This window comes from Microcoleus sp. MOSTC5, from assembly GCF_036701825.1.
Classification (GTDB): domain Bacteria; phylum Cyanobacteriota; class Cyanobacteriia; order Cyanobacteriales; family Microcoleaceae; genus Microcoleus; species Microcoleus asticus.
Genome location: NZ_JAUBRK010000013.1, coordinates 37,057 through 49,880, shown reverse-complemented (window position 1 = coordinate 49,880; position 12,824 = coordinate 37,057). Strand labels below are relative to the sequence as shown.

The 12,824-nt window shown below is 46.1% G+C and carries 13 protein-coding genes; 8 read left to right on the top strand and 5 right to left on the bottom strand.

What is annotated here, in order from left to right; all coding sequences use genetic code 11:
* Window positions 1-126: 126 nt before the first annotated feature.
* The 3 genes from QUA54_RS09330 to QUA54_RS09320 form a co-directional block, all read right to left on the bottom strand.
* Window positions 127-318 carry a hypothetical protein gene (locus QUA54_RS09330; protein ID WP_333414284.1) on the bottom strand — a complete coding sequence of 64 codons (192 nt, stop codon included), beginning with the start codon at window positions 316-318 and terminating at the stop codon, window positions 127-129.
* A 352-nt stretch (window positions 319-670) separates the two neighbouring features.
* Complete coding sequence (locus tag QUA54_RS09325; protein ID WP_333414283.1) at window positions 671-1,411, bottom strand: hypothetical protein; 741 nt, start codon at window positions 1,409-1,411, stop codon at window positions 671-673.
* Window positions 1,389-1,895 carry a hypothetical protein gene (locus tag QUA54_RS09320; RefSeq protein ID WP_333414282.1) on the bottom strand — a complete coding sequence of 169 codons (507 nt, stop codon included), beginning with the start codon at window positions 1,893-1,895 and terminating at the stop codon, window positions 1,389-1,391. The genes QUA54_RS09325 and QUA54_RS09320 overlap by 23 nt, the downstream gene beginning before the upstream one ends.
* A gap of 123 nt (window positions 1,896-2,018) precedes the next feature.
* Between QUA54_RS09320 and QUA54_RS09315 the strand changes: the two genes are divergently transcribed.
* The 5 genes from QUA54_RS09315 (at window position 2,019) to QUA54_RS09295 (ending at window position 7,811) form a co-directional block, all read left to right on the top strand.
* Window positions 2,019-2,147, top strand: coding sequence for a hypothetical protein (locus QUA54_RS09315; RefSeq protein WP_333414281.1), 129 nt, complete (start codon window positions 2,019-2,021; stop codon window positions 2,145-2,147).
* A gap of 55 nt (window positions 2,148-2,202) precedes the next feature.
* The gene (locus tag QUA54_RS09310) at window positions 2,203-2,937 is read left to right on the top strand and encodes a DUF72 domain-containing protein (protein WP_333414280.1); all 735 of its coding nucleotides are present in this window, start codon (window positions 2,203-2,205) and stop codon (window positions 2,935-2,937) included.
* A 647-nt stretch (window positions 2,938-3,584) separates the two neighbouring features.
* Entirely contained in the window at window positions 3,585-3,794 is a 210-nt protein-coding gene (locus QUA54_RS09305) for a hypothetical protein (RefSeq protein WP_333414279.1), read from the top strand.
* A 28-nt stretch (window positions 3,795-3,822) separates the two neighbouring features.
* Window positions 3,823-4,653, top strand: coding sequence for a hypothetical protein (locus QUA54_RS09300; RefSeq protein WP_333414278.1), 831 nt, complete (start codon window positions 3,823-3,825; stop codon window positions 4,651-4,653).
* A gap of 50 nt (window positions 4,654-4,703) precedes the next feature.
* Complete coding sequence (locus QUA54_RS09295) at window positions 4,704-7,811, top strand: hypothetical protein (protein ID WP_333414277.1); 3,108 nt, start codon at window positions 4,704-4,706, stop codon at window positions 7,809-7,811.
* Between the two features lie 72 nt (window positions 7,812-7,883).
* Here the strand turns inward: QUA54_RS09295 and QUA54_RS09290 are convergent, their stop codons facing one another.
* Together QUA54_RS09290 and QUA54_RS09285 are read right to left on the bottom strand one after the other, a co-directional pair.
* Window positions 7,884-8,927: a GIY-YIG nuclease family protein gene (locus QUA54_RS09290; RefSeq protein WP_333414276.1), complete on the bottom strand. Its 1,044-nt coding sequence runs from the start codon at window positions 8,925-8,927 to the stop codon at window positions 7,884-7,886.
* Between the two features lie 49 nt (window positions 8,928-8,976).
* On the bottom strand, window positions 8,977-9,678 hold the full coding sequence (locus QUA54_RS09285; RefSeq protein WP_333414275.1) for a site-specific integrase: 702 nt from the start codon (window positions 9,676-9,678) through the stop codon (window positions 8,977-8,979).
* A 1,082-nt stretch (window positions 9,679-10,760) separates the two neighbouring features.
* Here QUA54_RS09285 and brxE point away from each other — a divergent pair.
* Genes brxE through QUA54_RS09270 form a run of 3 tightly spaced genes read left to right on the top strand, consistent with a single transcriptional unit; the run spans window position 10,761 to window position 12,816 of the window.
* On the top strand, window positions 10,761-11,348 hold the full coding sequence (brxE, locus tag QUA54_RS09280; RefSeq protein WP_333414274.1) for a BREX-6 system BrxE protein: 588 nt from the start codon (window positions 10,761-10,763) through the stop codon (window positions 11,346-11,348).
* A gap of 5 nt (window positions 11,349-11,353) precedes the next feature.
* The gene (locus QUA54_RS09275) at window positions 11,354-12,181 is read left to right on the top strand and encodes a BrxA family protein (protein ID WP_333414273.1); all 828 of its coding nucleotides are present in this window, start codon (window positions 11,354-11,356) and stop codon (window positions 12,179-12,181) included.
* Window positions 12,178-12,816 carry a BREX protein BrxB domain-containing protein gene (locus QUA54_RS09270; protein ID WP_333414272.1) on the top strand — a complete coding sequence of 213 codons (639 nt, stop codon included), beginning with the start codon at window positions 12,178-12,180 and terminating at the stop codon, window positions 12,814-12,816. The genes QUA54_RS09275 and QUA54_RS09270 overlap by 4 nt, the downstream gene beginning before the upstream one ends.
* Window positions 12,817-12,824 lie beyond the last annotated feature (8 nt).

Genomic DNA, 12,824 nt, shown 5'->3' with positions numbered 1-12,824 from the left:
CTCTCTCCGAGTGTCTAAATATTATTAGGCTGAACGATTCTAGCTATCCACCAGAACTAGATGGACAGTCAGAATCGTTCTGTATATCATTCTAAATTTAGTGGACAGGTAGAATTGTTCCGTATATTAAGTATTTTCTGGAGGAAAGGCTGAATTCTTCCGCATATCCTCAAGTGCAATTGCCCGTTGCCCTAGGTTGAGTTGAGCTTGCCACGTCAAGGCTTGTGAATCGCTAGGTAAGGTGAAACCAAGCATGACTCGATTGGACGATCGCATCGGGGTTGAGATTGAGAAGCAGTGATGAGTATCGGGTTTCATCCTTCAACCCAACCTACAAGAGCGGGCGGTCGCATTAAATTGTAAGGATAGAATCCGATCGCTTGCATCAGGTTTCAAACTGCGAATCTCGCACTCACACTTCGCTCTCCAAGCATTGGTCGTACCTGCAATCTCTGGAAGTTTCAATCAGAACCTCCAATGACTAGCCTTTATTCGATTACAACCTGTAACTTATGTCACATACATAGCGATCTAACGGTGAAATGCAGCGGCGACCGATAAATTTGGCATCCACCAGAGGCTTTCGACCGTCCTCTGCCATGCAGTGTTCGACCGCTGACTAACGGCTCTTAGTAAATATGAAGATGTGCAACCCTGTAAAGCTCAGTTCTCACGACAATTCTGCTTCGGAATCTCGCAAGAAATTATCAACGCTAAATAATGTCAGGATAGGTGCAGCATCAATTCTACTACTTTTATCTTCATTATCTTTAATTTGCCAACTCCATATCCGACATCTTAAATCTTTAGGTATTTTTACGAGAGCAACGTGATTAATTAGTGGATTAACTAGCTGATAAAAACAAATCTTTCCACTGTACAGTCTACCTGCTATGTGAGAACAACCTCTACAGTCTTCATTGCAGATATTACATAAACTTGCATCGGCTATTATGCCAGGACTAAGATAACAGCCGTTTCCAAACACAGCTCGGAAAAACTCTTCTAAATCGTCTAAATCCGAGAAAACTCGATTAATAGCTTTACTTTGACAATATTGTGATGAAAATTGAATCCGTTCTCTGCAATCACATAACTTTCTCCAAACTTGTTCTACAGTTGTATTATCCTCATACCAGTTTCTATCATTAATTATTTGGCATAACTGAACATCCTCATGTAAACCCTTAAAAAAGACCAATAAAATAAGTAGCTTGTTATATCCATCTTCATCTATTTCAAGAGCGCGTACTTTAAATGCAGAGCTATAGTTCTCTAGAAAGTCAATGCAAAGTCGGCTTGCCTCGTGATATTGCTTCTCTTGCATTAGGATTAACCATGCTTCTGCTAGAGCAGACGCATGGCTTTCAAAGTCTGTCGTGGTGCTTTTAAGGGGATTGTTGCTCATCATAAAGACCCTTAATAACCTTTAAAAAAGTATCCGCATCACCGTTATATTTAATTTCAGCAGAGAGCTTTCCATCTATAACTTTAATATCTGCATGAACTTTTGTTTCTTGGGAATCATCAGACTCCTGAGACGCTTTTAGTTGATTGGCAGCATCTAGCTTTTTCTGAATCTTTTCTCCAAGTAAGCGACCTACTACACCAATAAATAAGGGTAATGCTGCATGGTCTAGAATCCAAATACTACCAAGCCATAAATCTGCTCCCCTACGCTCTGAAGTTTTAGTGTTCAATCCGAGATCATAGGAGTTGGCACACTTGACACCTTTTTCTTTAAGAAGTTTGCTCAAGGTGATGGATTCCCCTGAATCTGCTAATGGAGTAGTTTCTGTCTGATTTTCAATGTTTTCGGGAAGGCATAGTATTTGGTACTGACTAACAACATTAGGAGCAACACCAAGCTCACTTAAAGACTTAAAAGTTTCCACTCTCAACCTCGCTATTTTGCCAAGTTATATCTGTTATTGATTTTAGCTAAGAAAAGTTTGGCTGTCATCCATCACTTTGGCTGGATACCACCCCCTATATCGGTCTTATCCAGCATTAACCTAATGTCGCAACCTACCGCTCCGATGCAGCTTCGCCGCTTGCTGGAGTCCGTACCGCTGGCATTGAAGTTGTGCCACTACCAACATTTGACTTTTGCCGGCTCAAAGCGAGTTCGGTTAGTAGTGCGGTAGCGATGCTGCCCGACTACACTTAAATTCACACGCTTATTGGTGGAGTAAAAAGGCGATGATTGTTCGCATCGGCACTTCAGGTTGGAGTTACGACCATTGGGAAGGCGTGCTTTATCCTCACCAGCTACCGCCTCGCTCCAGACTCGATTGCTACATCCAGCACTATCAAACCGTCGAAGTTAACAGCACCTACTACCGCTGGCCGCCAAATGCTACCTTCGCTAGCTGGCAGCAGCGCCTCCCCCCAGGATTTCTGATGACTGTAAAAGCGCCCCGCGGTCTAACGCACTCCAAGCGCCTTTACTCGCCCGAAAAGTGGTTGGAACGCATGAGTGAGGGACTTCAATGCTTGAGCGATCGATTGGGCATTCTGCTCGTCCAGCTTTCTCCTCAGTTCGGTTGTGACTCGGCTCGCCTAGCTTACTTTCTAGAACAGGTTCCCCCTTGGATCAAAGTAGCTGTCGAATTCCGACACCCAAGCTGGCACACGGAAGAGGTATTTTCGCTGCTGGAAAGGTTTGGAGCGGCTTACTGCGTGATGAGCGGGGCGCACCTTCCTTGTATCCTCCGTGCAACAGCGCCCTTCGTCTATGTGCGGCTCCACGGCCCCGACCCCAACTACCTCTACGGCGGCTCCTACTCGGATGATGATTTGCAGTGGTGGGCCGATCGCATCCAGGAGTGGGAAAGTCAGGGGCTCCGTGTGTTCGTGTACTTCAACAACGACGGAGACGGAAATGCAGTGAGAAACGCTTCTAGCTTAAAAACCTTTGTCGAAAACAATACTTAATGAGCGGCAAAGATTGACCATTCTTTTAGGCGCATTAATCAAAAACGCTTCGTAGTTCCTAAACCTGAATGAGTTTGCTTGTAAGCGCTCGTTGTCCGACTCGGCAGCATAAACTCGATATTTCTAGCTTTTGTGCCAGCTCCAGAGAGTTTTGTTTTGTACATTCCCGTCACGAAGTCCAACGGCGATACTACACTAACGATACGTTTGTTTGGCGATCGCTACAACTGTTGTGAGCCAAAAACCTTTTCTGACTTTTCTACTTTTTCCTGATTTACTTAGGCTAACAAAGTAAATGGATGCAGGTTTATGATTAATGGTGTAGAGCGAGTTGTGGCGTTGCTGATTTAGGGTATGAAGGGCTAAATATGCAAATCAGAGAAACCAGTATCCACAAAGCTCCGGGATTTTCAACTTATTTTTTTCATACCCTGATTAAGCAACGCCGACTTCGGACGGTACAGACTAGGGGGGGATTGCGGGCGAGCGATGTCCCGAAGCGGCTCGTTCGCCAGCCATTGCGTAGAATGCTAAAGTTTTGCCTATCGTATCAAATTTTTCAGGGTGTATTGTGCAAGACAATGCCTATATGTTCACAAAACCGAAAACAGTTGCTAACATTGTAAAAAAGCGTTGAGTACCTTCTTATGGCAACCGTTTTTATCGGAGCCAGAATCCCGCCCGCGCTCTCGGAAAAACTTTCGGAGTTCGTTAATCGGGTGGGCGCAACTAAGTCCGAGATTTTGACAGTGGCGTTGGTTCAGTATTTGGGTGCAACAGAAGATTTGCCCTTGAGTCAGCGGATGGTGGAGTTAGAGAAGCGGATGACCGCGCTAGAAGCTAGGTTTTACGGCTAATTCAGCATTTTTAAATAGGAGTCGATCTGTGAGCAACCCAACAGGTTTAATCGCTATCTCTGGCTGCGATAATGCCAACCGGATTGGTGATGTTATTTTCGTTCACGGACTCGGTGGCGATGCGCGAGGGACATGGCATCCCGCAGAGAAACGCGATGATAACAACTTCTGGCCGACTTGGTTGGGAGAAGAATTACCCGATATGGGTATTTGGTTGTTGGGGTACGAAGTAGAACCCTTTAAATGGAAGGGCAACACCATGCCGTTGGTGGATCGGGCGAGCAACACCCTAGCCGTTCTCGACTCCCATGCAATTGGCGATCGTCCCCTAATCTTCATTACTCATAGTTTAGGGGGGCTGCTGGTCAAGCAAATGCTGCGCCATGCTTGGGATTATGGAACTCCTGAATGGAAACTAATTGTCGAGCAAACCAAAGGTATTGTTTTTTTGTCCACGCCTCACTCCGGCTCTAATATAGCCAATTGGGTTAAATATATTGGTGTAATTCTCCAAGCCTCTGTTAGCGTTGACGAGCTAGAAGCGCATCATTCCCGCCTGCGCGAACTGAATGAAGTGTATCGGAATCACGAATGGCTCAGTCAGATTCCCATACAAGTCTACTGTGAGAAGCAAAAAACTTCTGGGTTTCTGGTTGTGGACGAAACTAGCGCTAATCCTGGCATAAAAGGTGTAACTCCTATTCCAATGGATGACGATCATGTTTCAATTTGCCGACCTTTGTCGCGAGAAACTATGCTGTATCGGCGGGTCAAAGAATTTATAAAAAAAAATTCTTTGACCCGCCGTATTCCTTTGGTACTATTAATGAGCAATCTCAAGCAGCTCGTCAGGCTCTAAATCCTAGGATATTAAAACGAATAGATCGCAGGGTTGTTACTAACAAATATTTGCCTGCAATAGTTCGGGGTGTTTCTGACAAATTAGAACGTACTATTCCCCTAATTGCTCCCGCAGGATACGGGAAAAGTACGATTCTGGGGCAAATATACGACCATCTTAGCCAGAGCCAAGAAAGCTGGGTTGGTTTAATTTTATGCAGTCAACTGATTCTTGGGGACTTTCCCTTATCAATTGCTCTTGGTCTTGCTCTGAGCCAAACCGAGAAACCCGTTACAGAAATTGCATTACAACTTAACCGAGCTTGCGGGCGAGGGGTACTTCTAGTTGATACTTTAGACTTGATACTTTCACCAAAAATCGTCAACGAATTAGTACCAATTATCCGTACTCTAATGCAGCAAGGTACTACCGTTGTTTTTACCTGTCGCGACCATGAATACAGTGAATTTCTTAACCGAGATAAGTTGGTCAGTATCTCCGCACAAGTCGATCACCATCGCGTTCCAGAATTCAACCCTAGTGAAATACGACAGGCTGCAATCCAATTTTTTACCCATCACCTAGGTACGTCTGCTGAACGAGGACAACAGTTTGCCGAAGCAATTTTGAACCTTTCTGCTGACAGTCGATCGCTTCTTGAAATCATCCAAAATCCATTGCTCCTAGCGTTGCTCTGCGATTTATTTGGCATGGAAGGTCACGTCCCCCCCGACCTCACTATCAGCAAACTGTACCAACGCTACTGGCAAGAAAAAGTTGTTTATAGTCGCGCTGATAGCAGTCGAAGGTCTACGCTCGCTCTTGCCAAGGAGAGATTCTGCCTGATCATCGCTCAGTCTATGTTTGAGCGCTCCACTACGAACCTGGTAGAGTCCTTTTTTCCGGACGAACTGCCGATTGACCTTACAGACTCCAACGCTGCTGCCTACGGAGATCTCCTCAGCGAAGGTGTACTGGAAATCTTACCAACCAACCGAATTCACTTCTTCCACCAAACTCTTCTGGAATATGCAATTGCCTACTGGCTAACTCGCCACTATGCCCAAGCCCAACGCACTCCCTGGCTTACTCAACTGGCATCCACCGATAACCTATGGCAGCAGAGCCACTGGTATCCCATCCTGCGTCAGCACCTCACTATAGTCGAACCCGAATCTGCTTTTACCGAACTCGCTACTCAGCTTGGTACCAAAAATCTCGGCACTTTTGGCGCGATCGCCTATGCCGCTGCTGCCCGCCAGCAACCCGATGCACTAAATCACCTCCTGCCAATCGCTCTCAGCCTCGGTGATGCGTATCAAAAGCGCCTCCACCAAGCTCTCACCTCTGCCCCTAAGTACCTGATCCTAGGCACTTGGGATACTTTGCTGCATCTGCTTACTGCTGCTAATCACACCGCCGCCGCCAACACGGCACAAACCCTCAGCCTATCTATCGCCCGTTGGTGGGAGATACTGGAAGAACGCCTCCCAGGAGCCATAAATGCTGTAGCTGCTCGTGCCTCCAATCTCCACAACGGTAAAGATGACCGAGCTTTGGTCATGGGTTGGCTGCTGCAACACTGCCTGCCACTCGTTGCCAAACAGCCCTCACAAAGCATTCTTGCAGCCTTGAGACACCATTACTTCCTGGCGGGACACCGTATGTCTGTGCAAATATTGCAGATCCACCAACATCTGACTGTTCCCCGAACAGACCGAGCTGAACTGCTAAACACTTTGCAGCAGCGTGAAATTCCCAACGATACCAGCTTGGAGTCTGCCATCATCGCTTTCGTAGTTGATTTTCTCAAACCTTTAAAAACTTCTGACTGGCTGGCTTTTCTCGATCAGACTTTTCCAAAACGCTGGAATAAAACCCAAGCCACTGCCGTCGGACAACTAGCCGCAGCTTGTCCCGATACACTCCAAATTTTGTTTGAGCGTGTCCTAGCACCTCCACAGCAAACAGGCGAACAACTCAGCCGCATCTTTGCGGCTTTGGAAGCAGCGGTAATTGCAGGTGCAACCAGGTCTGTTACGGTCTTTTTCACAGGGCTAGATTTGTCATCCCTCTTGCCTCCTACCTGCAAAAGTTTGCTAAACTTCCAGTACCGAATTGTGCCTTTGCTCTCCCCACAGCAGCAAGACGAGATTGCCCGACAGCTTCAGATAAGCATCCCCGATGAGCTGCAAGAAACTGTTCTGCCATTATTAGATCGACTGGCCGACCAATCTGCGGTTGCCCGACAATTGTTGGAATCCAGTCTTGAATGCTTAGCGCCTGCATTACAGACCCAGTACAGGTTGAGGTTATTGCGTTTTGAACCCATCGCGCAACATCCACCGCTAGACACCCTTGATAAGGACACGCAGATGTTGCTGATACAGCACTATCGGACTCTAGATATCCCAGAAGCAGTCGAGCGACTCCTGCAAGCCAGCCTACTCAAGCGCGAGCACGTTGCCCTAGCTGCCAGCAAAGACTGGGACGAACGGCAACTGAAATACCTCAATATCCCGCGAGTCATACCGCAGCTTGCTGCTACCTATCCTGGCATTCAAGAACGCACTTTGCGCTGGATTATTCGGCTTTGGAAAGATGGAGAACCTTTGGATATAAAGACCCTCAGCCAGATTTGCCAAACAATTACTTATGCTGCTAATCCCGCAATTGCTTGCTCTTTGTGGGAACTGGTGGGAACTTGGGTGCAGGAGCATCGTCAAACGCCAGTCGGTGTTGTCGAGTTGCTGGGTCACTCTCTCGAAACCATGATTCAGCAAAAACAGTTTGATGGCGCTCCAGCAAAACCGATGATCAAAGCTCTTAAAGCGATCGCCCAATCAGAAGAGCCAACTCTGGATACCGAAAAACTTTACTATTTGGTCTATCAATTGCTTACCGCCGTCAACCTAATTAAAATTCCACACAGTGAACCCGAAGTGGTGGACTTACTTAGTGCTATTATTCGTTTGAAAGCAAGTTATTTGACCCGAGTGATTGATGAATTGCCACCATTTTTTATAGAAAAAAAATGGTGGCGTAACTTATCAGCAATTTTCCGAACTGTTCGTCGGATTGAAGGTGTTCAATCATCTCTATTTCAGGAAATTACAAAAGCTCCCTGGTATAACGAAGATGTAGAGAGCATTTTACTAGAGGTGCGAGGACTGTAATTTTTATAATTGTTCCTATATTCACGATCTGAAGCAAAAAAAGTTAAACGACTTTTCTTAACAATTTCAATGCTAATTTAATTGGAGGCTCTCAGTAACACCGCTCAGCACTGTGGGTTTCATCTCACACAAATCTTGCAGCACCGCCTTGACGTTCGGAAACACGAAATACTCTGTCAGCTTGCCAATCCGGTAATTAAACGGTTGATATCGGTGTTTGAAGTACAGCTCCACATTCCCCCGATGTTCCCAAAGTCCCAGCAAATTGACAGTCACATCCGAGTAATGCGCCCTCACATCCCGCTGCACTTCGGCGATGCGTTCCTCGATCGATCGAGTAGTAATTCCAATCTTATAGAAGCAGTTCCCCTCCGCTTTTACCTCAAGAAAATAGAGCGAGTTCACCAAAATCCGACGAAGCTGTGCTCGATAAATCAGCAAATCAGCCCGCCGTTCTTCTAAGCAGGATAACCCCGCAGATAAAGCAATCTCTACAGAGCCTTCCAATGAAGCCAGCTCCGACACCAGCAGCGGTTCTTGGACTTGGTTGAACAGCGCCAGGGGAAGAGCACCCACTGGGATTTTACCCAAGTCGGTAAACTGATAAGAGCGATCGCCCTCTGACTCTAGCAATCCCTTCAACTGCCACCGAAAGTTTACCAAGTCTTTGGGAATCGATCGCTTTTGGGCCCCGTACTCTTTCCACAGCACTTTCAACTGCTCCAATTCCTCACCCTTAAGCTGGATGGTGAAATTATCGTAGAGAGGCAGCGAGGGAAATGCTTTGGTTTTAATCCGCTGTGACACGGGCTTGCAAGTTTCCTCGGTGTGAGCGAAGTGATGTTCTTTCACCGAACCCTTTTTTGCTGTCAATCCGCCACCGCAGTAGAGACAAGCGAGGTTAGTTTTTCCGCGCACAACCTCATCAATGCTCGTCAGTTCGCCACTGAGAGCAACACCAAATTTTAGCCACATTGTCAACAATTCTCCTTTGAGCCGGTTTTGGAGATGCACCCGCTCCACACAATCGAGAATTGTAACAAATCCAGGGGTTAGGGCTTCTGCCGGGGGAAAGAAAGCGATCGGCACTCGATGCTCTTGATGCGTGACTTTCATCCTTGCATCCAAAATCTAAAATCTAAAATCTAAAATCTAAAATTGCTCGTCACCAATCGGGAATTTCTTGGGCCGCGTCGTCTGCTTGGGCTTGTGACAGTTGGTGAGGGGGCAACGGATTTTCTGGCGTTGGGAGTGCTATATCAGGATATGGGCTTTTCCTGACGTAGGAAAGGGTAGAAAGTGCAGAGACGGCGCCGCGCACTTGGTCGGGCCGCACTTCTAAGTATTTCTGCAATTGCTCTAAGTTGCGGTGGCCGCTGATTTCTTGAATAATTCGCAATGGGATACCCGCGTTGCTCATCTGGGTGAGTGCCGACCTTCTGAGGCTGTGGGTGGAAGCGCCGATGATGCCAACTTTTTCGCAGGCTTCTTGGAACAGGTGAGAGGCGGCTTCCGGGTTCGCGTGTTTCCAGCGGTGATTGAGATGGCGGCTGGGGAATAGGTAGGGGTGTGAGGGATGTTTGTAGGTTTCTAACAGCAGCCTCAACTCTTGAATGATCGGGATAGTGCGGGTGCCGAGCTTACCTTTGGTGTTACCTTTGCGGATAATCATTTCGGAGCGGATGACATTCGCTGGGGTGAAAACATCGATTACTTTCAAGCTGCACGCTTCGGCAATGCGGCAGGCGGTGTAGAGACAAATTCCAAAGAGGGCGCGGTCGCGATCGGTTTGCAAACCTTCGTTGAACAAAAGTTCGATTTCCTCTTGGGTGAATATCTTGGCCTGCCCGTGTCCCTCTATCTTCATGCTTGGTGTATACTCGACCCGACGCTCCAAAGTCTTGCATACTTACTGCATTACTGCATCGGTCGGGGGGATTTCTTAACGTGGTAGTCCAGCTCACGATGGCTAGAATACACAGCATCCGTCACTGGGTTGAAGACGGGACTGGACAAAATTAGCCCGTTCCTTCGCTGAGTGTCATACAGCGCGATCGCTGCACCGGCATCCGAATAAATGCAGGCGCAGCAGCCCAAGCATTATTGGCTGTCTGTGGCGATGAGGGAAAGGAGGTACAGGCGAGTGGTGTGAAAAAACGCGGTGTGTGGGTTTTTCCGACACTTTAGGGGCTAAGCATATCGTAATGTTTGAGGAGAGGGCGATCGCTACCCTATTCCAGGTTTATAAACTACAAAGGTTCTAAATCGTAGACTCTACTACCATATTTTGAGCGTGTGTGTCTGAGTGTCAACCCAGTAAAACGCTTACTTTAGCCAAGAAAAGAGGTTGTTTGGGTCGATATTTTTCGCTTTTTCTCAATACTCACACGCCAAAAGTTGCAAACTTTCAGTGGCCGACTGGGTACTGAGTATTGTTTTTTTTCGGGCATCAGATACAAGTTTTCTTATTTCAAAAAATATTCTACTATGGCTGACACATTGCTTGTGGCTAAAAAATCCAATTTTAACAAAATTCTCATCTATGGTGCAACTAAGATATTTTTCTACTATTTAGCTTAATAAATTGGTGCGGTAATTAACACAGCTTTAACTTTTACCTTGCCGATGCGGCGGAACATAACCCGCGTTTTGTTGTTTTTTTAATATTTTGAGAACCACTTTACTTAGATATAAAAATTCGGCTAGTTTTTTAATTGATGTATCCTCTTGTTTAAATTTTAACTATTGTTTTATGAAGCTCGTTGGAAAAAAGTTTCATTCTTTTGCCCCGCTCTACTAAATTAGTGCACCATATTTATAGTGAATATGCTGTAGAGTTTAGGCTAGTGGCAGTAAGCAATCAAGCTACAAACCAGGTTAAGCTCAACCATAGTGAGCGATCACACGCAGTACACCCACTACACCAACATCCATTGTTCGTCAAGACTAATGCCTACCGAGAGAATCCCCCAAGACACACTTGACAGTATTCTTGCCCTCCAGATAGTCGTCGCCTGGGCTGGTGAAGGAGCTTGTGACCCCAAACGCCTTGACTGGTGGCGTACTGACTTAATTGATGAATACGGTGGTGGCGACCTATTCCGGCGACTGCTTCCTAAAACCCACTCATGGGCATCTTTAGAAACAGTAAGGCAGGCAGCGATCGCGTTAGACCGACGCAAGCGCTCTGAAATGGCTAGACCAGATCATGTTTGTACATTATTTTTCTGGGGATTCTCTGTGGATGAGCAATTAGCAGAGCGACTGGCTTTTCATAAGCGCAATAGAGAACAACCACGAGACATTTTACCAATTCCGGTGGATATATATCAGCCTTTTTCTCAAGCTGAATTTAAAATAGCTATTGAGATTCCCAATCAAAAGGTGGAATTTAAGCTTGTACCCAGCGGACGGGAAGTTTTAGGGGAAATGCTAATAGCACTCGACGAGCGTGCTAAGAAGTTAGCATCTGCGCTTTTACCCCTACCCCAAACCGACAGCTATCCCATGCCATTCTACCGTTTAAAGGAAAACTAAATTCAATGGCTGGGATAACTAAACATCAAGTTCTTAACAAAGTATCTGCCAACTTCATATTACACGGTAAAGAAGTTGAGCAATTCCATACCCGTTTACTGCGTACATCTTTGGCTTTGGAAGAAAGTCGAGTTTATTGGGAACATTTAAGAATAAATATTCCCAAGGAAAAAAGAGCAGTGGTGGCGTTTGAAGAACGCTGGTTTGGTAGCAGAAGCATGGCACGAGTTCGCAGTCTACTGGTCGAATTGAGCTATCGCTTCGATGCCTATCCGATCGCACTACAGGTTCTTGGTCACTGGTGTCCCTCCGATCCAACGACTCGCCAAAATATCTGCCACTGGTATATGCAGCTAACAGATCCCATGTATCGTACTTTTACAGGTGTCTTCTTAGAACAGCGTCGTCTTCAATCCAATCCAAGTATCGACCGGGATATAGTAGCCCGTTGGGTGACTCAAAAGCTGGAGAGTGAGTGGTCAGCAGCAACAACTTTACGAATGGCAACGGGTTTAATTGCTGCTGTGGCAGATGCAGGGCTTTGCTCGAAAAACGTCGGTACGCGCAGCCTCCAGTATCCCAAGGTAACTGATGAAGCACTGGCTTACTGGCTCTACTTTTTGCGTCATCTGTCTTTTGAAGGGTCACTTTTAAATAATCCTTATTTCACATCAGTGGGTTTAAGTGAGAACTTTCTGGAACAGCGGTTGCGCCGCTTACCAGGACTTACCTTTAATCGGATGGGCGACCTTTACGAGTTTGGATGGCATTGCGCTGACCTCAAATCCTGGGCGATTCAAATCTTAGGCTTGAAGTGGGAGGAAGAAGTATGACAGGGTTGTTATTTGAAAGTTCGTCCTTAGAAAGTGCTATACAGGCACTACGCAATGATTTATTGGATAAAGATAGCCCCAAAATTAGCACGATGCGGAATTACCGATTTGCGATCTTGCAATATACCCCTCGTGATGAGTTTAAACTTCGCGCCCGCATTCGCTGGTTAACTGATGACCTAAAAAGTCAAGGGTGGAATGTATTAGCAATCTCTCTTCAACATCTATTTTTAACTCGAATTAAGAAAGAAGAGCAACGAGTTTTAGATAGCATGATTGGCACTGAACATCGTCTTTATCCTAAATCCCCTGAGCGGGCACTTAACCATTTAAAAGATAAAATGGCTCTCTATGTTGAGGGGTCTGAAGGAGTTGCTAAGGATGTAATTGCAGTGATTGATGAGTTTGCCAATAATTATCTGGGAAACAACGATCGTACCTTAATTTTTTTAGGACGTGCTGGAGCTTTATATCCATTTTTTCGCTCGTCAGCTCTTCTTAAACATATTGATGGTAAAACACGCAATTTGCCAGTAGTTCTGCTCTATCCCGGCGACCGCAAAGATTTGAATGCTTTGTCTTTTATGGGAGAACTCCCTGCTGACCGCGACTATCGACCTCGGATCTACTCCTGATTAATACT

Excerpts from the sequence above, each read along its gene's own strand:
- QUA54_RS09330 (WP_333414284.1), bottom strand. The coding sequence starts at position 318 with ATGAAACCCGATACTCATCACTGCTTCTCAATCTCAACCCCGATGCGA.
- QUA54_RS09325 (WP_333414283.1), bottom strand. The coding sequence starts at position 1,411 with ATGATGAGCAACAATCCCCTTAAAAGCACCACGACAGACTTTGAAAGC.
- QUA54_RS09315 (WP_333414281.1), top strand. The coding sequence starts at position 2,019 with ATGTCGCAACCTACCGCTCCGATGCAGCTTCGCCGCTTGCTGGAGTCC.
- QUA54_RS09310 (WP_333414280.1), top strand. The coding sequence starts at position 2,203 with ATGATTGTTCGCATCGGCACTTCAGGTTGGAGTTACGACCATTGGGAA.
- QUA54_RS09305 (WP_333414279.1), top strand. The coding sequence starts at position 3,585 with ATGGCAACCGTTTTTATCGGAGCCAGAATCCCGCCCGCGCTCTCGGAA.
- QUA54_RS09290 (WP_333414276.1), bottom strand. The coding sequence starts at position 8,927 with ATGAAAGTCACGCATCAAGAGCATCGAGTGCCGATCGCTTTCTTTCCC.
- QUA54_RS09285 (WP_333414275.1), bottom strand. The coding sequence starts at position 9,678 with ATGAAGATAGAGGGACACGGGCAGGCCAAGATATTCACCCAAGAGGAA.
- brxE (WP_333414274.1), top strand. The coding sequence starts at position 10,761 with ATGCCTACCGAGAGAATCCCCCAAGACACACTTGACAGTATTCTTGCC.
- QUA54_RS09275 (WP_333414273.1), top strand. The coding sequence starts at position 11,354 with ATGGCTGGGATAACTAAACATCAAGTTCTTAACAAAGTATCTGCCAAC.
- QUA54_RS09270 (WP_333414272.1), top strand. The coding sequence starts at position 12,178 with ATGACAGGGTTGTTATTTGAAAGTTCGTCCTTAGAAAGTGCTATACAG.